22 protein-coding genes and 6 other RNA genes are annotated in these 18004 nt (G+C 66.1%); 6 read left to right on the top strand and 22 right to left on the bottom strand.

Translation table 11 applies throughout. The annotated features are described in order from the left end of the window. Positions 1-3: 3 nt before the first annotated feature. The 19 genes from KQY30_RS25955 to KQY30_RS25865 all read right to left on the bottom strand — a co-directional run bounded on the left by KQY30_RS25955 (position 4) and on the right by KQY30_RS25865 (position 7166). Positions 4-70, bottom strand: an RNA gene (locus KQY30_RS25955) — hammerhead ribozyme type II. A 5-nt stretch (positions 71-75) separates the two neighbouring features. After that, positions 76-399 (bottom strand): hypothetical protein, encoded by a 324-nt coding sequence (locus tag KQY30_RS25950; RefSeq protein WP_217308907.1) that lies wholly within the window; start codon positions 397-399, stop codon positions 76-78. Beyond that, the gene (locus KQY30_RS25945) at positions 396-965 is read right to left on the bottom strand and encodes a hypothetical protein (RefSeq protein WP_217308906.1); all 570 of its coding nucleotides are present in this window, start codon (positions 963-965) and stop codon (positions 396-398) included. The genes KQY30_RS25950 and KQY30_RS25945 overlap by 4 nt, the downstream gene beginning before the upstream one ends. A gap of 26 nt (positions 966-991) precedes the next feature. After that, on the bottom strand, positions 992-2275 hold the full coding sequence (locus KQY30_RS25940; protein WP_217308905.1) for a DNA cytosine methyltransferase: 1284 nt from the start codon (positions 2273-2275) through the stop codon (positions 992-994). Next, positions 2275-2508 carry a hypothetical protein gene (locus KQY30_RS25935; protein ID WP_217308904.1) on the bottom strand — a complete coding sequence of 78 codons (234 nt, stop codon included), beginning with the start codon at positions 2506-2508 and terminating at the stop codon, positions 2275-2277. The genes KQY30_RS25940 and KQY30_RS25935 overlap by 1 nt, the downstream gene beginning before the upstream one ends. A gap of 18 nt (positions 2509-2526) precedes the next feature. Continuing rightward, positions 2527-2594, bottom strand: an RNA gene (locus KQY30_RS25930) — hammerhead ribozyme type II. A gap of 58 nt (positions 2595-2652) precedes the next feature. Beyond that, entirely contained in the window at positions 2653-2976 is a 324-nt protein-coding gene (locus KQY30_RS25925) for a hypothetical protein (RefSeq protein WP_217308903.1), read from the bottom strand. Beyond that, positions 2973-3515, bottom strand: coding sequence for an antirestriction protein ArdA (locus tag KQY30_RS25920; protein ID WP_217308902.1), 543 nt, complete (start codon positions 3513-3515; stop codon positions 2973-2975). The genes KQY30_RS25925 and KQY30_RS25920 overlap by 4 nt, the downstream gene beginning before the upstream one ends. A gap of 16 nt (positions 3516-3531) precedes the next feature. Then, positions 3532-3596: hammerhead ribozyme type II (locus KQY30_RS25915), an RNA gene on the bottom strand. Positions 3597-3607: 11 nt separating this feature from the next. Then, positions 3608-4015, bottom strand: a complete 408-nt coding sequence (locus KQY30_RS25910; RefSeq protein WP_217308901.1) for a hypothetical protein — start codon at positions 4013-4015, stop codon at positions 3608-3610. Continuing rightward, positions 4012-4266: a hypothetical protein gene (locus KQY30_RS25905; RefSeq protein ID WP_217308900.1), complete on the bottom strand. Its 255-nt coding sequence runs from the start codon at positions 4264-4266 to the stop codon at positions 4012-4014. Before KQY30_RS25905 ends, KQY30_RS25910 begins: the two co-directional genes overlap by 4 nt. Beyond that, positions 4263-5009 carry a DUF2786 domain-containing protein gene (locus tag KQY30_RS25900; RefSeq protein ID WP_217308899.1) on the bottom strand — a complete coding sequence of 249 codons (747 nt, stop codon included), beginning with the start codon at positions 5007-5009 and terminating at the stop codon, positions 4263-4265. Before KQY30_RS25900 ends, KQY30_RS25905 begins: the two co-directional genes overlap by 4 nt. Before the next feature lie 19 nt (positions 5010-5028). Further along, positions 5029-5095, bottom strand: an RNA gene (locus KQY30_RS25895) — hammerhead ribozyme type II. Positions 5096-5100: 5 nt separating this feature from the next. Beyond that, positions 5101-5421 carry a hypothetical protein gene (locus KQY30_RS25890; RefSeq protein WP_217308898.1) on the bottom strand — a complete coding sequence of 107 codons (321 nt, stop codon included), beginning with the start codon at positions 5419-5421 and terminating at the stop codon, positions 5101-5103. Between the two features lie 16 nt (positions 5422-5437). Next, positions 5438-5905 carry a hypothetical protein gene (locus KQY30_RS25885; protein WP_217308897.1) on the bottom strand — a complete coding sequence of 156 codons (468 nt, stop codon included), beginning with the start codon at positions 5903-5905 and terminating at the stop codon, positions 5438-5440. Between the two features lie 16 nt (positions 5906-5921). Beyond that, positions 5922-5983, bottom strand: an RNA gene (locus KQY30_RS25880) — hammerhead ribozyme type II. Positions 5984-5988: 5 nt separating this feature from the next. Next, positions 5989-6771 (bottom strand): hypothetical protein, encoded by a 783-nt coding sequence (locus KQY30_RS25875; RefSeq protein WP_217308896.1) that lies wholly within the window; start codon positions 6769-6771, stop codon positions 5989-5991. A gap of 21 nt (positions 6772-6792) precedes the next feature. Then, positions 6793-6881: hammerhead ribozyme type II (locus KQY30_RS25870), an RNA gene on the bottom strand. A gap of 18 nt (positions 6882-6899) precedes the next feature. Then, on the bottom strand, positions 6900-7166 hold the full coding sequence (locus tag KQY30_RS25865) for a hypothetical protein (RefSeq protein ID WP_217308895.1): 267 nt from the start codon (positions 7164-7166) through the stop codon (positions 6900-6902). A gap of 97 nt (positions 7167-7263) precedes the next feature. Here KQY30_RS25865 and KQY30_RS25860 point away from each other — a divergent pair, with 97 nt between their 5' ends. Then, entirely contained in the window at positions 7264-7488 is a 225-nt protein-coding gene (locus KQY30_RS25860; protein ID WP_217308894.1) for a hypothetical protein, read from the top strand. Positions 7489-9312: 1824 nt separating this feature from the next. Here the strand turns inward: KQY30_RS25860 and KQY30_RS25855 are convergent. The 3 genes from KQY30_RS25855 to KQY30_RS25845 form a co-directional block, all read right to left on the bottom strand. Further along, positions 9313-10119, bottom strand: coding sequence for a hypothetical protein (locus KQY30_RS25855; RefSeq protein WP_217308893.1), 807 nt, complete (start codon positions 10117-10119; stop codon positions 9313-9315). Positions 10120-10157: 38 nt separating this feature from the next. Continuing rightward, positions 10158-11132 (bottom strand): helix-turn-helix domain-containing protein, encoded by a 975-nt coding sequence (locus KQY30_RS25850; protein WP_217308892.1) that lies wholly within the window; start codon positions 11130-11132, stop codon positions 10158-10160. Between the two features lie 625 nt (positions 11133-11757). Beyond that, entirely contained in the window at positions 11758-12363 is a 606-nt protein-coding gene (locus tag KQY30_RS25845) for a hypothetical protein (RefSeq protein ID WP_217308891.1), read from the bottom strand. Between the two features lie 35 nt (positions 12364-12398). Here KQY30_RS25845 and KQY30_RS25840 point away from each other — a divergent pair, with 35 nt between their 5' ends. The 5 genes from KQY30_RS25840 to KQY30_RS25820 all read left to right on the top strand — a co-directional run bounded on the left by KQY30_RS25840 (position 12399) and on the right by KQY30_RS25820 (position 17955). Beyond that, positions 12399-12824, top strand: a complete 426-nt coding sequence (locus KQY30_RS25840) for a hypothetical protein (RefSeq protein WP_217308890.1) — start codon at positions 12399-12401, stop codon at positions 12822-12824. A 471-nt stretch (positions 12825-13295) separates the two neighbouring features. Continuing rightward, on the top strand, positions 13296-14867 hold the full coding sequence (locus KQY30_RS25835) for a terminase (RefSeq protein ID WP_254407329.1): 1572 nt from the start codon (positions 13296-13298) through the stop codon (positions 14865-14867). Positions 14868-14902: 35 nt separating this feature from the next. Further along, positions 14903-16336 carry a phage portal protein gene (locus tag KQY30_RS25830; protein ID WP_217308889.1) on the top strand — a complete coding sequence of 478 codons (1434 nt, stop codon included), beginning with the start codon at positions 14903-14905 and terminating at the stop codon, positions 16334-16336. Then, positions 16333-17451, top strand: a complete 1119-nt coding sequence (locus KQY30_RS25825) for a hypothetical protein (RefSeq protein ID WP_217308888.1) — start codon at positions 16333-16335, stop codon at positions 17449-17451. The genes KQY30_RS25830 and KQY30_RS25825 overlap by 4 nt, the downstream gene beginning before the upstream one ends. 147 nt (positions 17452-17598) lie before the next feature. Further along, positions 17599-17955: a hypothetical protein gene (locus tag KQY30_RS25820; protein WP_254407328.1), complete on the top strand. Its 357-nt coding sequence runs from the start codon at positions 17599-17601 to the stop codon at positions 17953-17955. The last annotated feature ends 49 nt before the right edge of the window (positions 17956-18004 follow it).

Below are 18004 nucleotides of genomic sequence, written 5' to 3'. Positions count from 1 at the left end.
CGTTGCTGGCTGGCTTCATCAGGCCGCGGGTACCACCCCGCGACGACCTCCCCCCCAGGAGGTTTCGCCACACTCTTACAATGGGGTCTGCGAATAGCACTGCTCGACGGGGATGCCCCACTCCGCTGCATGGGCGATGCAGCCCTCGGCGCACTGAACGAAGAAGGCGAGAGCCTTCTCGGCGGCGTCGGCCTCGCTGACGGCAAACTCGAAGCGCGGGTCCTGCATGGCCAGCAGCTCGTCATTGAACATCAGGTACAGGCGCTCGCCGCGCCAGTAGATCCGGCCACCCCCACTCGGGTTGTTGGCGTTCCGCTCATGGAACACGGCGTCCCCGGTGAGGCCGCGCTCGATGCGGACGCGCAGGCTGGCTCCGTCCGACAAGCTGACGGTGCTCATGCGACCATCGCCTTCGCGGTGTAGAAGCGGAGCGCGTCGCGCGCCGCCGAGGCGGCCCACTCGAACCCGTAGTGGCCGTAGCAGGAGTCGACCTCCTCCCACTCGGTTCTGGTCTCGGTCGCGTCGTCGGCGCGCACCCAGTCGACGGCCTCCTCGACGATGTACCCGTAGACCTCACCGTCGGCCCAGGCCTGGTACTCGGCGCGTTCGGCGTCGAGGTACGCCTCCGGCAGGATGCCGAGATCTTCAGAGTCCTCGCCCATCAGGTACCAGAGGGAGACGGCGCCGCGCTCGGGCCGGGACTCGATGACGATGGCGTTGTGGAAGATTCGGGCCCAGCGCATGAAGGTCTCGACGCCCTTCCACCGGTTCCAGCTCACGCGGTCCCAGGCGTCGGCGAGCGGGCCGCCGTCCTTATCGACGGGTGCGCACCAACCGAGGTGGGTGTCGATGGTGATCACGTGCGCCAAGTGGTCGAAGTCCTCGCGCGGGTTGATCGCATCCTCGTCCTGGACCAGGCGGACCCGGAAGCGGCCGTCCTCGGTCGTGTCGATGATGTCGTGCATGGTGTCTCCTTGCAGGTGAGTTGGGTTCAGGCGGCCAGCGCGTGAGCTGGCCGTCCTGCCGTGGTGGAGTAGATCTCGGCGAGGTAGGCACGGAGCTGGGGCTCCCAGTCAAGGCCGAGCAGACTGCCGATCACGACGCCGCCCATCGGTGGGGCGACCACATCGCCGATCTGCTGGGTGCAGCTCGACCGAGAGCCGGTCCACGGGTATCCGGGGCGGAAGCCGACCAGGAGCGCCGCCTCGTCGAGGCTGAACCGGCGGTCCTTGTCGTGCTCCCAGTACCAACCCCTGATCTTCGAGGTGATGCCGGTCGCTGGCTTGTCCGCGCTCCAGCAGTTCCCGCCAGCCGTCTTGCGGACGCCCCGCGTGTTGACCCGGATACCGGTCGGCCAGTCGAGGGCCTCGGCTGCGGTCGTGGTCGGCATCGGCGCCTTGGGGGTGAGGGCGTCGAGGTCGACGTAGGAGTGCCGGGCAGCCATGAGAAACACACGCTTCCTGCGGGAGGCGAGTCCGTAGTCCACGGCGTCCAGCACGCGGTACTCCGCACTGCACCAGTCCGCCGACCACAACTCCTCGCGGAGGCCATCGAGGACCAGCTCCGGCAGTGCGCTGGACTGCTCCATGGCCAGCCATCGGAGGTTGTCCCACTGCGCGGTCAGGCTGAGCGACCAGATCAGCACCTCGGCGATCAGGCCGATCCGCTCATCCGTCATCTGCGCAATCGGTGCCCGAACCTCGTCCAGCGTGAGAAGAGGGCCGGTGAACCCACCGAACCCGTCCCACTCCGGGTCGGCACAGATCAGGCACTCGCCTTCCCATTCGCAGGGGCCGGAGTCGTGCCAGTGCCCGAAGGTCGCCTCAAAGGCCGCGGTGAACACGTCCAAGAGGAGTTCCTGATTGCGCGGGTCCTGCCCAGCTCGCTTACCTGCTGGGGTCCAGCACTGGCATGGCGCCGTGACAATCAGTCCGCGCACCCAGCGGAGAGCGGGGTGCTTGGGGTCGAGGTGCCGCACGTCCATGACGATGCGCTGGAACCCTGCCGCGCGGGCCGTGGCGGTGGCGTCCTTGTTGAGTTCGACGCCCACGGTGTCGAGTTGGTGGCCGAGAACGTCCCGGACTCCAACGTCGAGGCCACCAGGACCGCAGAAGAGGTAGACCACACGGTCGGGGCCACCCTCCTCGGGCGGGTAGAGCCACCGCACCGGCCAGGGTGCGGCGAGCTGCTCCAGCTCGTCGGCGGAGAGCTGGTCGAGGCTCAGCTCGGAGGTCGGGATGAGCGCGCCGGCCGTCTCCAGAGATCGGAAGGACATCACTCGTCCTCGCCCCAGTCGATGTCGACGGTCTCCACGCTGGTCAGCCAGTCTCCGACGATCTCCCAGTGATAACCGGGGCGTATCAGTCCGTCGTGCCCATAGACGTTGCGTCCGCAGTCGGCGCACTCGTACGGCTTCCGGTCGACGTATCGGATAGGGCCGCTGCACTCCACACAGCGGACGACGTTCAGGGGCGGTTCGGTCTGCACGAGGGCAGGGGTATCGGGCATCGGTATCCTTGGGGGCGATGCTGGCTGGCATCATCAGGCGAAGCGCACCACCGCTTCGCAACCCGCCTCACCAGCGGGTTTCGCCGGGCTCTCGTTCCCTGTCACTTCGGGTGGCAGGGAACGAGAGCTTGGGATCTCGGACGGTCAGGCGCTCGCGCCGTACACGTCGACAACTTCGCGGGCGATGTCGTGGGCGTCGTCCACGTCGACCTCGCTGGCCCAGTCGTCCTCGTGCTCGTCAAGCCACTGCTGAAGGGCCTCGTCGTCGTCGATAATGTCGACGGGCACCTCAAGCTCCGCTTCCACGTCCACGGTCGAGATCTCCTGAACCTCGAATCGGACGGTTACGGTCTTCGTCTCCAAAACGGTTGCTCCCAGGTGGATTTGGATGCGGCAGGGACCGCAGGTCAGGTCCTCGTCGAGGAGGTCGGGCACGTCGCCGCACTCGACGCAAGGTTCGGTGATCATCGCGACGAGAAGACGTGGATGCCGCCGCTGACACGCTCGGTGTGAAAGCCGCCGGAGAACAGTTCCTCGGCCGCGCGGTCCCAGTCGATCTCGTTGAAGGGCCAGCGCTTCATGCGCTCCTTGTCCTCGTCGGTCGAGGTCTCTTCGGCCCACTCCTGGGCGTAATGCGCTTCGCTCTGGTGGAATCCGCGGTACTCGTCGCGGAACTGGTCGACCCAGTGGAGGCGGTCGATGTCGGCGCCCAGTTCGGAGAGCCACACGGCAAACGCCTCGGCCTCATCGTCGCGCAGGCCGGCCAGGGCATCGGCAACCTCGGCCGCGTAGTCCGGCGAGCACTCGCCGGATATGGCACCGAGGAAGCCTTCGTGGTCCATGACCCACAGCTCCTCGTGTTCGGTCTCCCCGCCGTGAAGGTCCGCAGGGGTCACCAGGTCGGCCGTGTCGGCGTCGTACCACTCGCCGGTCAAGCGGCCCGCGTTGTAACAGGCCAGGCACCCGATCCATGCGCGGGGCGTGTCGATGCGGGTAAGGGTGATCATGTGTCCTCGCTCGTGATGTCGGCTGGCATCGTCAGACGGGGCACACCACTGCCCCGCGACCTCCTTTCGGAGGTTTCGCCTTGATGAGTCGGTCAGCTTTCGGCGTCTTCGAGGACGGGCCAGAGGTCCCGCGACCGCGCAGTGCCAATCGACTTGTGCAGGTCATCGAGCGCGCCCTGTAGATCACGGACGCACACCTCGCACAGGAACTGGCGGTTGGACGGCGATCGGGTCCACGGCCCACGCCGGCCGGTCGTCGGACCGCACAGCTCGCAGAGCCCCCCGCCCTCGATGTGCTGGAAGACCACGGCCTTCACGCCGTTGTGCGGGCTGGTGCTCTCGACGTAGGCGTGCTTCTCCCTGGCGGCGGCTCGGAGTGCTTCGCGATAGCCGTAGTCGTAGAAGGTGCCGCCGTGTTGCCACGCACCGCACGTGCCGTCGTGATCTTCGGGACGCTCGTATCCGCAGTCGCAGATGTAGAGGTCGTAGGGCCAAGTCACGTGGCTTCCGCCTCTCCCAGGGCGGCGAGGATCTCGTCGATCACCCCGTACTCACGCGGGTCTGGGGTACGGACTTCCTCATCGGGAAGCATCTCGACGGGCAGCGCGAACACGAGTTGCTCGGCGAGGTCGGCGAGGTTGCACAGCGTGTACCACTCGTCCGTACCGGGGTCGTGGTCCTCCCGCCACTTCTCGACCTCGCGGATGACCACCAGCACCTCGCGGACCTTCTCTTTGATGCGGTCGCTCACGCCGAGACCGCCGGGCGCTTCGTGGCTGAGGAGATACGGGTGCCGCCAAGGTCGGCCCGCTCCCCCGCCTTGTATCCGGCCCGTTGGCCGCCGCCCGTGAGCAAACTGGGCCTAGCTGTCCCGATCTTGGTGTACGTCTTCTTGACCAGGGCTTCCACCACGCCGCGACGGTCGGCGAGCACCAGGGCGACAGACCGCCCTTCACTGCCCCGCTCCTCCTCCGCGGCGTCGGCCGCGTTGGTCTCCGCCTGCTTGATCCGGTCGCGGATGGCGATGGTGAAGCCCCGCAGCCACGACCGGCGGTAAGCGGCAACGTTCTCCCCGTACGGCACGTACGCCTTCGCCATGCCGCTGAACGCCTGGAGCACCAGCGAGGTGAACATCATCTCGACGCGCTCAAGGTCGGAACGGAAGCCGAAGACGCGAACTCGGTACTCGCCGTATCGCTTCGCATCCTTCGAGCCGTAGTACGCCTTGCATCCGAACTGCTCCGCGATCGTGCACAGCAGGATGCGGCGCTCGGTCATGTACTTGCCGGACACGGGTATCAACCGGTCCTCGGCGTTGTCCGAGGACGGGTCGGCCTCGTTGAGCATGGCCTGTTCGATCCCGTACGTGGCCATCCACTCAGCGGCCTTGGCGGTGAGCGCCTCCGCCTCCTCGGGGTACTCCGTCGCCTCCGCCTTGGCGAGAAGGGCACGGATCTTCGCGAGCATCGGACTGCGCTGCTCGTCCTTGTTCATGTGGCCTCTTTGGAACGTGATGCGGCTGGCATCGTCAGGAAGCGGGCACCACCCCGCTCCGACCCCCGCGTCAGGGGGTTTCGCCGATCACCTACAGCGGTTGTTTCGTGGGCCTACCGGCGAGCACCGTGGCGAAGTTGGCCATCACGACCACGGTCAGCGCCTCAAGTTCCGGCTCGTCGTCCGGCAGCGGAATACCGAGGACGCGCATCATGCTCAGGGAGCGGACGATCAGGCGCTCCATGTCGTCCGTGTCGACGAGATCCGAGCACAAGTCGCAGGCTCGCCAACGGCCGTCGTTCGGGAGCGGGGAGACCACCCCGTCGTCGGTCATCAGGGCAACGAGGGCCCTGTCCCTGGGAACGTAGAGCCACCGGGCTCCGGGCAGGCAGCAGAAGTCACACTCGCTCATTCGGCAGACTCCCGACTCAGGCCGCGAGGGCGTGGGCGTATCGACGGATGTCAACGGCTGTCGGCAAGGGATCTTCCTCGTCGAAGACCTCGGTTCCCTGGTTGTGGTCGTCGCCGTACTCGTCGCCCTCGGCATGGCACTCCAGCCACGACACACCGGCTTCTTCCCGGCCGACCGCGAGGAGCAGGCCCGCGATGGCGTCGACCTCCGCGCAGTTGAATGAGGTGCCGACCATGGAGGCCAACATCCCGTCGTCGAAGACGCTCGCAAAGTGGTGAGCCGCGTCTTCGATTGCGGAGCGGGTCGCCAGGACAGCGGAACCCTTCTCGGCAACCTCGGCGGCACTGCGGCGGAGCGCGTCAAGCTCATTGTTCAAGCGCTCGTTCTTGTCGATGGCTTCGAAGTACACCTCTTGCAGTATGAGTTGGACTTCGGCCCGAGCGCGTCGTCGGTTCAGGGCAGGGGTGATGAAGGGGATGTGCATGTGCGTCCTCAATGAATGCTGGCTGGCATCGTCAGGGGGAGGGACCACCTCCCGCCGACCCCCGAGGGGGTTTCGCCTTCGCCTCAGTCGAGGTACAGCTCGCCGTCGTCGCCGACGTAGGCGTGCAGCTCGGGAAGGGTGTCGGCCCTGGCCATCTCGCGCAGGGTCTCGCCGTGTTCGGCGGACACGTAGCGGTAGAAGCCGGAGTCCAGGTGTGCGGCCATCACGAGGTACTCGTGACCGAGGTTGTGTGCCTCGCGCTGGTAGTGGCCGAGCGTCTCCCAGTTCTCAGAGACGAAGGATCGGCACATGCCGTCGATCTCGTCGTACTTCTCGGAGGGGATGTCGCTCGCGTCGAAGTGGTCCTCGGCGTTGCCTTCGTCGCAGCCCTCGGCGTTCCAGACGAGGGTGGCCCAGAGCAGCGACTCGATCACCGAGTCACGGAAGGTGTCGATGAAGGACTCGACGTCGAGCGGCTTCCAGCACGAACCGCAGCCGTTCTGCGGGAAGGCCTCGTCCACCGGATCGCCGTACACGATCGCGCCGCAGTCGTGACACCTGACGCTGAACGGGGAGACGAAGTCCCACCACTCGGTGGCGTCCTTGTCGCACCTCTTGATCGTCAGCGATTTGGCGTACTTGGCGTACAGGGCATCGACGGCCGGGAACTCCGAGGCACCGGCAAGGGCGTGCACGGCTGCGAGGTAATGGCCGTGTTCGATCATGCTCGGGATCTCGCACGAGTTGTCCTGGCACTGCCCGTGTTCGTATCGGGCGACCTCTCCACACAGCTCACGAATGCTCGACGCTTCGAGCGTCTCCCCGCCGAACACTTCGTCGAGGGTGATGCGGAACGTACGGGACATGTGCTCCCCACAGTCGGAGGGACGCGGCTGGCATCGTCAGGCCGCGGGCACCACCCCGCGACGACGTTCCCCCTCAGCCGGCATGAGGCCGGAGGGGTCACGTTTCGCCACACTCTTACAATGGGCCCTTACGAAGCAGTCAGCGCTTCCAGCTCCCGCGTCACCTCATACAGGGCCACGGCGTAGGCGTCCCGCTCGACCATCAGGCCAAGGGCGATCTTGATCCACCCGATCTCGACGTTCTCCAGCTCCGCCAGCTCGGCCTTCGCGGCGTCCAGCTCCAGGGCCAGGCCGAACGCCCGCTCGGCGAGATTGTCGGCCTGCCCGATCAGGCTCGGGCCGGTACCGATGCAGTCGGACTTGACGAGGTTCACGGGCTTGATGGTGACGGCCATGTCGGTCCCCTTCCAGGACTCGCCGGACGGTCGTCCAGCATTAGATTCGCCGCCTTCGGGCGACAATGAGTCACAGCCACACTCTTACAATGGGGCTGTGATCAGCGCCTCCCAGCGGCTTCGCACCTACGCCCAAGGCGTCCGGGAGGCCCGACCATCGGGCCGGATGTTCTGTCAGGTGATCATTTCGGGTAACGATGGCGGATTGCTCAAGCCATCGGGCTCACCGTTCCACCACCTCTCGAACCGGCCGGATTTCTCCGGCCCGTTCGGTTCGTTCCGGCCGGTTTCCCGGCCCGTTCGAATGAACGGTGAGCCCTGACCTCCGAAGTCCACACGGCTGCCCTGACATCGCTTCCCACGGGCATCCGAGGGTTGCTTCTCACCCAGCGCCTACCCCGAAGAACAGGGTGGTTCGCAGGCTTCACCAGGACCGTACGGGCGGGACTGCGGACAAAGAGAATCCGCGCCACTGCCTGTCACGTTGGCTGTACCCCAGGGGTTCGGCGTCGTCTCCGACACGCTCCCATCATCGGCAGGATGCCCCGCCTCCGGATCACGCACCTTCAAGCCCACCTGTGCCCTGCGTACCCACCCACACCGCGATGCGGTTGCGACATCCGCCTTTGAGGCGGGGCCGGGTGAGCGACAAGCTCAGTTCGTGCGCCGTACCGGCCTGAGCCGGTCTGGCTTGGCTCCGACCCTAGCGGGCCTCGGCCGTTCTGCGCAACTCTTACAATCGCTGCGTTGCTACCCGCCATGAGAGCCGGTCGGCCAGGCAATCCCAGTGTCCTGACCGCTGCCCGGTGTTCCCGTTCGGCGTTGGTCCCAACCCTCGCGGGTCGGTCCCGTTGTACGCAACTCTTGCAATCATTTCGAGTTCCTGCCTCCACCCCGTTGGCCTGCCTTGCGGCTGGCGTCCCGTTGCGGCGACGAGGAGAACATTACGGCAACAGCCACACTCTTGCAAACGTGGCCACAAAGCAGCAGGTCAGAGCCTGTTTGGCGGCCCACCTGAGTAGCTCTCTGCGCCGTTCTGCGGGCCTGATTCGAGCCTGATTCGGCCCTGTTGGCAGGCAGGCAGGACAGGCAGGCGAACGGCCCGCGATCCGGGCGGGGTACCGCCTTGGGGGGTGCGGGGGGTGAGTGCGTCCGCAGGTGGCGCGCGATCTTAGACCAGGCCCGGCGGGGTGGGGGTATGACCCCCGGTACGCGAAGGCCGGCACCGCCACGTCTTAGCAGCTCGGAATCTGCCACGGTTCCAGAGTCGTTCAGAGCGCCAGCCGAGGGCACCGGCAACCAAACGGGGCCGGGAGGGGCGACGACTCCCCCTCCGTTTGTGAAGGTTTCCGGCAGGAAAGACGGCCCCGATTCCCTATTGCGCGCCTTATGCGCAATGTCGCGCACGTGGCGCACAGCCCGGAACCGCTTATGCAATATAGGGATTATAAGCGACATGTGACACATTCCAGGAAGGCGACTCCTCACCTCAACCGCAAGGCATATCGTCATCTCTGCGACGTCGGCCCGTCCGACGCGTGCGACTTCAAGCATCGGCATACATGTTCGCGGCTAAAGCTGCGCCTATCGATGCATCGGAGGAGAGCATGGGCGACGGGAAGTCTCGCGAGAAGGGAAAGGGGCCAGCAAAGGTCTTGATCGCTTTCTTCGCAGCGCTGGCCAGTCGAGTACTTGCCGACTGGTTCAACGACTGGAGGAAGCGACATGGCCTGTAGCTGACCCCTGATCACCATCGCTGACCGCCTAGGCGGTCAGTTGGGCGGGTCTGACGAACCCGTCCTCGCGGGGCCGCGCCATGCAGGGCGCGGCTCCGCGACCTACTTGATCAACACCTGACAGTCGATATTGATCAAGGTACTTGTGTCGCTGTAAGGAACACTGTAGCGATGTCCCCGCGCACGCGGGGGTGGTCCGGGGAAACCAGTCGTCTCAGCTATGACATGTTTGTGCTCCCCGCTTGTGCGGGGTGGTCCCCTGGCGACCCGCGCCTCAGCAGCGATCCGTGCGTGGTCGCCGCGCCTGCGGAGATCATCCCGTCGGGCCGCCTAACGCCGAGGTACTGCGGACGGCACGACTCGGTACGCTCGTCCCGCAGGCAGCGTCAACTGCACAGCCGTAAATCCAATTAGGCAATCGATATCTCGCCGAGGTAGCGGTAACCGGAGCGCTCCGAGCAGCCGAGCCGTTCCGCCAGCGTCAGACCGGTGACCTTCTTCCCCTCGGCCTGCATGGCGGCTACAGCTTCCTTGACCACCTTCACCGGTATGGCCTTGCGCGCACTGCCCTGTCGGCGCGGCTTCGGCTCCACCTGCTTGGCTGCCGCCAGGTCCCCAGCAAACTCGTCTGCCATCGCGTCCGCTTGGGCCACCAGCCTTTCGATGTCGGCGGCCAGCTCCTCGTAGGAGTTCTTCACACAGTGGGCCTTGGACACCAAGGCATTGCCCTCGCGCTCGAAGGCGTCCGCCATCTCGCCCGCCATCGCGGCGACCAGCTCTTCCAGTTGTCGGATCTGCGCAGAGGCGGTCATCTCGCCAGCCGGGGTCGCCGCCATATGCAGCATGTGTGCCACGACGAGCGGCGGCACGGCGGAGACAAGCGCCACCAGGACGGCCGAGGTGTGCATGTAGCTCTGCTCGATGAGGTGCGCCACGACCTGTGCTGACAGTGCTAGGCCGAGGGCGGCGCCAGCTCCGATGGTGGCAGTGAGGCGGCCTGGCAGTGCCATCCGGCGCCGGACTTCGGCAATGACGGCCGCTGCGGCGGCGTAGGCGGAGATGCAGACCGGCATGAGCCAGGCGACCCAGCCGTGCCAACCCGCGGCTTGTGCCATCTGGATCTCTCCGGGCACTGACATGGCGAGTGCCGCCACCAGGACGAGCGGCCTGCCAGCCACGAAGACGGTCCTGGCGTACCAGGGCATCTGCATGGACATAGACATGAGTGTTCCCTTGGGTTCAAGCGCTGGCAGGATCAGGCGGCGGCGAAGGCCGGGCGGCCGTGGCGGCGGTGGGTGGCAGTCGCGCTGGCACGTCGCTGCCGGATGGCGGCAATCAGGCCGGCCGCCTCGCCACTGATGGGTGCGGACTGGTCCTCGGCTGCCGGAGCCGGGGTTCCGAGGATGTGGGCGGTGGCCCGTTCCATCTCGGCACGGCACAGCTTGCACAGGTCTTGCGTGACCCCGGCGGGGAACACGGCGTCGCAGGACTGGCAGCGATGGCGGGTGTCCGGGGCAGGCAGCGCCTTCGGCGCAGGCTTGGCCGGCATCTGGTTCTTCAGCCGGTACGAGATCAGGGCGGCGGCGGAGTCGACGCACTCCGGCAGGCGGGTGGTCAGGGCCGCCACGATCTTCATAGCGCTGTGGCCTTCGGCGAGCCAGGCGGCGGCAAGCGGGGCCAGGCGGAGAACTTCGCTAGTGCTGAGTGCCAGGCGACGGTCCGCGTCGCCGAGCTGCGCGAGGGTCGCAGCGGCGCGGGCGGTCACGGGGTGGTCGTTGTCGTCGGAGGCATCTCCCTCCTCCTCGGTTCGCGGCGGCGCCGCCTCTTCGCCGTGGGGTCGTGGCTCGGGGAGGAGGTCCTTTTCCCGGTTCTTTTCCTCCTTGGGAAAATCGCCGACGCTCCGGCTCTTCGGTGCACCGACCGCCGGGATGCAGTCCATCGGCAGGTCAGAGATGTGGGTCTGCGTTCCCCAGAGTCCGGTGCCGGGATCCTGGCCGCGCTCGCGGCGCAGGTAGCCCGCCTTCTCCAGCGCGGTGAACGCCTTGGCCACGGCGCGACGGCCTTCCTCGACCTGATCGGTCACGGTGTCGACGGTGGCGCGGGTGCCGTCCGGGAGCGACAGGAGGGTGACGAGCAGCCCTCGGGCGGACAGGGACAAGCCGCGGTGGCGTGCGGCGGCGTTCGGCACGACCACGAACGCGCGGTCGTGCCGGTTACGATGCACTCGCATCGAGAGATACCCCTCTCGGTCGACGACCCCGGCCAGGTGTTAGCGCACCGTTGAACCGGGGTCGTTTGCTTGCTGTGCTGTGCACCATACGCAAGAGTGTGGCTTGATTGCAAGAGTTGGCTCGGCACCCTCCCCGGGCCGCAGCCCACAAGAGTGTGGCGGGGCTCACGGGTGACTACGTTCCGAGATCACTGCCCGGCTCCGTATATATAAGTAGAAGGTTGAGCCTCTACGGCTTGAGAGCTTCGACAGTGGGCCCCCCTCCCGGGGGCCCATTTCTGATGCCCCTCCGCCGGTGCCTAAAGCCTCTTATTTGTACGCCTGGAGGCTTTATGACCTGGTCGAGTTCCGGCCGTAGGCAACGCCTACCGGCGAATTGGCCTCAACTGCGCCTCCGCGTTCTGCGGCGCGACGGCCACCAGTGCACAGCTAGAGATCAATACGGCGTGCGGTGTGCCGAACCTGCCACCGAAGTGGACCACATCAGACCCGGTGACGACCATCGAGAAACCAATTTGCGATCACTCTGCGAGTGGCATCACCGGGTCAAATCCTCACGTGAGGGAGCGCTGGCTCTAGCCGCTCGGAGGAAGCACATCGGCGCGCGGTTCCGTCGCACGGAGATTCATCCAGGTCTGCGGTGACTGAAACTGACCCAACTGAACCACCTACGCCTCCGAGCAACCGCCCGCCTTCGCTGCCATGCCTGATAATCAGCTTCAGCCTTCTCGTCGAACCGCACGCGCCCCCGCGCCTGAACCCCTATCCGCTCAAGTTGAGCTTCGTAGCTATCGAGTTGACTTACAGCTCTGCGCGAATTGAAGAAGATCAAACGATCCCGCTCCTCCAAGTTGCCGCGTGGACGTTCTTTGCGCAATGCGCTTGACAAGATATTGATCGAATTGGAGATCAACATCTCTCCCGTGTAACGCCACGGAAGGCTGGGCCAGAAGTCCGAAGCGCGCTCGGCATGGAGAAGGTCCACAATCAAGGGTGATGACACCCTCTCGTCCTTGACGAGTGACATCATTCTTTTGAGGTCTCGCGCCTTATCCTCGAATTCACTACTGTCCGGACCGCCGTCCCTCAGAAGATGCAGTTCCTCATGCAGTTTCATCAAAAGATCAATTTCCGCTTTCTTCTCCTCATGTCGCCGCTCCAATGCCACCTGCGCCCAGTGGGTCAGATAGCCGAGAAGCGCAGCAAGCAAAGGCGGGAGCACGGTCATCATGCCGACATGCTCTCGCACCTGAACGGAGGCCGCTCATGCCCGGACCGGTCCCCAGCCGTGAGACCGACCTCGCCCGTCCACGGAAGCGCAAGGGCAGTGACGTCCAGCCAGTGACGCGAGGCGTCTCCCGGCCGACGAGGGCCCCCAACGGCGACCGCACCTGGCACCCGATCGCGAAGCGGCTGTGGGACTCGTTGAAGGACTCTGGGCAGGCCGACTTCTACCAGGCGAGCGACTGGGCCTTGGCCTACTCACTGTGCGAAGACCTGAGCCACTACAAGAAGGCAGGCAAGAGGTCGGGGCAGATGCTTCAAACCATCTACAGCGCCTTCGAACGGTTGCTCGTCGCCGAGGGCGACCGGCGCCGCGTACGCATCGAGCTGCATGAGCCGGAGCCAGAGGAGAAGTCCGCGGCAGTGCTCGCCATCGCCGACTACAAGAAGGATCTCGGACTGAGCTGAAAATGGAGGCCGCGCCGGGCCGAGAGGGGGAGACGCCTGGCGCGGCCAGTGATCAATTGTCGCCACTCCGCTTCACTTCGTCGCGCACCGCGCGAACAGAGCGGATGGCCGTGATCATCTTCTGTGACAGCGCCGGTACTTGGTCGAAGAGGTGCCCAACAACGGCAACACCTCCCGCGACCGAGGCCACAACGAAAGTCACCCAACCCGCTAGTTCCATATAGCGCCTTTCGAGAGAGGTTGACACGCGGAACCGGGAAGGCCCGCCCCCCGGCTCCCCTCATGCCGGTAAGCGGCGCTCATCCCCGAACCCGCGCAGCACTCAATCGGCAACTACACGACTTTTCGGGTCGAGCTAAGAGTATCGGTCCTCGGCACCTCCTGTCTTAGGTACCGGGGAGGTGCGCCATCTCCACACTGACCCCTGACGAGATCGAAGCTCTGGAGCCGACCTTCCTTGGCCCCACATGGGTGCGCGAGGTGGACGGCTCTTGGATCCTCCCCGAGCACACGCTCGGATGGCAGATCGCCGGCTGGTGTGCCGAGTTCCTGAAGGCGGAAGACGGCGGCCCCTGGCGCTTCACGCGCGAGCAAATGCGGTTCGTGCTTTGGTGGTACGCGGTCGACGAGAACGGCCGCTTCATCTACCGCAAGGGCGTCCTTCAGCGCCTCAAGGGCTGGGGCAAGGACCCCCTCTTGGCCGTCATCTCGCTTGTCGAGTTCGTCGGTCCGAGCCGCCTCTCACACTGGGGACCTGACGGACAGCCGGTCGGCGTCCCGCACCCTCAAGCTTGGGTGCAGATCGCGGCCGTTAGCCGCGACCAGACCCGCAACACCATGACGCTGATGCCGTCCTTGATCTCGGACAAGTTGATCGAGACGTACGGCATCAAAGCCGGGGCCGAGCTGATCCGCGCGAACGGCGGCCGGCAGCGGCTCGAAGCGGTCACCAGCTCGTTCCGTGCGCTCGAAGGCGGGCGAGTGACGTTCGTGGTGCTCAACGAGACGCACCACTGGGTCATCGGCAACAACGGCGACCACATGTACGAGACGATCGATGGCAACGCGACGAAGAAGGACTCGCGCTACCTGGCGATCACGAACGCGTACCTCCCCGGCGAGGACAGCGTTGCTGAGCGGATGCGCGAGGCGTACGAGAAAATCCTCGACGGCCGCGCGGCCGATGTCGGCTTCATGTACGACTCGATCGAGGCTCACCCGGCAACGCCGTTGACGCCAGAGGCGATCCGGATCGTTCTGCCGAAGATCCGCGGTGACGCGGTGTGGCTGCGGGTCGAAACCATCCTTCAGTCGATCCTCGACACCACGATTGCGCCGAGCCGGTCCCGGCGCATGTGGCTAAACCAGATCGTCGCGAGCGAAGACGCCCTCTATGGGCCGGCCGAATGGGACGTCCTCCGGGACGACAGCAGGATGCTCCAGCCCGGCGACGAAATCGTGATGGGCTTCGACGGCGGTCTCAAGGATGACGCAACTGCTCTGGTGGCACTGCGCATCAGCGACATGTACGCCTGCGTTCTGGGCCTGTGGGAGAAGCTGGATGGCCCGCGTGGTGACGACTGGGCCGTCCCGCGCGCCCAGGTCGACAGTGCCGTGCACGACGCGTTCCGCACTTTCGAGGTGCATGGCTTCTACGCCGATGTGGCTCTCTGGGAGAGCTACATATCCGAGTGGTCGGACACGTACGGCGAGGGCCTGGCCGTGAAAGCACCTGGCAAGGACGCGATCGGCTGGGACATGCGGTCGAGTCTGAAATCGTCGACCATGGCGCACGAACGGCTGATGAGGTCGGTGTTCGACCGCAAGCTCGTCCACGATGGCGACCGCAAGCTCCGCCGGCACGCGCTCAACGCACGCCGCCGGACCAACAACTACGGCATCAGTTTCGGCAAGGAGGGGCGCGAGTCCCCGCGCAAGGTCGACGCGTATGCCGCTCTGATGCTCGCGCACGAGGCCCTCGTCGACCTCCGAGCACGAGGCAAAAAGGTCAGGAAACGGACCGGTCGTGGCTATTTCCTGTGACCCAATTGTAAGAGTGTGGCAAGGGTGGTGGTTGCTTGACCACCCCTCTGTCTCCCGTCTCGCTCGCACGACAACTCCTCGCCATCCTGAACCGGGACGGCGACCGACTGAAGCGGATCGACGACTACCTCCACGGCCACCACGACGACCCGTACATGCCGCCCCAGGCCGACGACGAGTACCGGCTTCTCGCGCGCCGGTCGGTATCGAACTGGTTGCCCTTGCTCGTCGGTACCCCGGCCCAGGCCCTCTATGTCGACGGATTCCGGTCGGGCGAGGCGGGCGGCGGCCTCCCAGCCCCCGCCGAGACGACCACGGTCGAGTGGGCTCACTGGCAACGCTCACGGCTCGACGCCCGCCAAGCCGCGGTGTACCGAGGTGCGTTGACGTACGGGCACTCGTTCACCGTCACCGAGAAGTCCCGCACGGGCACGGTGCGCACGAAGGGGTTGTCTGCCCTGCGCACGGCTGCCCTGTACGAGGACGCAGCCAACGACGACACACCGTACACGGCGCTGACGGTCACAACCTGGCCCTCTGGCGAGTCGCTCGGCAAGGCTCGGATGTGGGACGCGCAGTACGAGTACGCGGTCACCTTCAAGTCGCTCGACGATGAGAAGGGCATCACGGTGGCGGCCGGGCGTCGGCACGGCGCGTCGGAGTGCCCGGTGACCCGTTTCGCCGCGAGCGTCGATTTGGAAGGCCGGACCCTCGGTGTCATCGAGCCGATGATCGCGTTGCAGGACCGGATCAATCAAACGATCTTCGATCTGCTGGTTGCTCAGACATACGCCTCCGTGAAGGTGCGGACCGTGACCGGCATGGCTCCGCCGGTCCAGCGCGACCCTGAGACAGGCGAGGCCGTCCTCGACGGCGAGGGCAATCCGATCCCACTGGCGATCAACCACAACGCCAAGAGGTTCTTGTTCGCCGAGGACCCGGACGTGAAGTTCGGTTCGCTGGACGAAACGCCGCTCGGCGGGTTCATCGAGTCGGTGGACATGTCCATAAGGCACCTGGCCGCCGTCAGCCAGACCCCACCGCACCACCTACTCGGCCAGATCGCCAACCTGAGTGCCGAGGCCCTCCTCGCTGCCGAGACGGCGTTGAGCCGCAAGATCGCGGAGTTCCGTACCGCCTTCGGGGAGTGTTGGGAACGGGTCTTCAGGCTGGCCGCCGAACTGGCCGGCAACGGCACTTCCGCCGAGGACTACAAGGGCGAGGTCATCTGGCGCGACATGGAGCAGCGCAGTCTCGCGCAGGCCGCTGACGCGCTCGGGAAGTTGCGCGAGCAGCTCGGAATCCCGGCGAAGGGACTGTGGCGCAGGGTGCCCGGCGTCACGCAGAACGAGTTCGAGGACTGGGAGCAGCTCGCCGAGGACGACGACTCACTGGGCCAGCTCGCGAGCGCCCTACAACGGGCAACGCCCGACGTTCAACGCAGGACGGAACTGGGGGTCGCAGCGTGACCAGCCCAGCACGGCAGAGGGAGACCGACCAGGCGTCGGCCGCCTTCCACGTCGCGCTGTCACAGATCGGCGCCGCGGCCGTGACCGATGCCCTGTCCTTGTGGCACGAGGTCCCGGCCGTACAACGGGCAGCTACGGCATCTGGCTGGCTGCGCCGGGCCATCTCCCTCGTGATGGGACGTAGGCGGCAGTCCCGCGATCTGGCCCGCGCGTACTACCGACTTGCGCGGGCTCTGCAAACGGGCAGCACAGTGGCAGACCCGTACCACCCGGAGCCGGAGTACGTCTCCCTCGCCGACCTCCGCCGCGAGTTCGCCGAGCTGGCGGGCACATACGAGGCCCCGCCCTCCGCCAGCAGTACGAGCCAGACGGCGACCGACGAGTCCAGAGACGCTGCGCCCGACTCGGGGGACAGCTCCAGCCCCGTCGCCGACAGCGTCCAGGTGACGCACGCCGACGAGGGCCAGGACCAGGACGAAGATTGGGATCGCATCCTCGTCGAGGAACTCGAAGGGCTCCGCGAGGACGAGGAGCGGATCGAGCGCGAGGCCGAGGAAGAACTCCGTACGGTTCTCGACGCCCTCGGTTCGCAGAACCTGAATCGCCGCCTGGACGAGATCGGCGACGAGCAGCCAGCCAAGGACGCTGACAAAGTCCGTGAGGATGCACACCGCCAAGCGGGCGCGCAGCAGGCCGCCGCGGCTTCCCGCGTCGCCATGAACGGGGCGCGGTCGACGGCCTGGGACCACATGCGTCGCGACCGCCGAGCACTGGGGTACGTACGGCTGTCCCGTACGGGCACTCCGTGCGGCTGGTGCGCCATGTTGATCAGTCGGGGCCCGGTCTACAAATCGCGCGAGTCCGCGACGTTCATCGACGGCGACCGTTACCACGACAACTGTCATTGCTACGCGGCCCCAGTCTTCTCCATGCAGCAGTACCAAGGCTCGGAGTTGACCGCCCTCTCCCGCGAGTACGAGGCCCTGTGGCCGCAGGTCACCAAGGGTCTGAGCGGCAAGTCTGCCGTGAGCGCCTGGCGGCGCTTCATCCGCCAGAAGCAACGAGCCGCAGCCCAGGAGGCGCGGCAATCCACGATCACAGCCCGGGAGGCGTGACCCCTGTCCGAGCAGACCCCTGCCCCGAACGATGACCAGAAGACCGGCGAAAGCGAGCAGCCGCAGGGCGAGCGGCAGTCGGCGGAGACACTGGCCGGCACCCCGGAAGACGCCCTCCCTGAGTGGGCCCGCAAGGAGCTGACCAAGGTGCGTGGCGAAGCCGCCTCGTACCGCACTCGGCTACGCGATGCCGAGTCGAAGCTCTCCGAAGCGAAGAGTCCTGAGGAGTTCGAGGCCGCGCTCACCGAGGTCAAGGCAAAGAACGCCGAACTGGAGCACTCCCTCGTCGTCGCCTCGGTGGCCCGGAAGTTCGAACTTCCCGACGAATTGGCCGGCCGACTGCGTGGCTCAACGTCTCAGGAGCTGGAGACCGACGCGAAGGCCCTGCAAGCCCTCCTCGCCCCGGCTGCTCCAGAGTCCCTCGGCGGTGGCCTCACCCCGTCCGACGAGGACGACGGAGAAATGGACCCGCGCAAGCTCGCGCGGCGTACCCGGCGTTTCTAGTCGCCACCCGCGGTCTCGAATAGGCCGAGGGACCTCGCGGCTGACAGCG

This window comes from Streptomyces sp. GMY02 (assembly GCF_019056675.1).
Lineage (GTDB): Bacteria > Actinomycetota > Actinomycetes > Streptomycetales > Streptomycetaceae > Streptomyces > Streptomyces odonnellii.
This window is presented reverse-complemented; position numbering and strand designations above follow the sequence as displayed.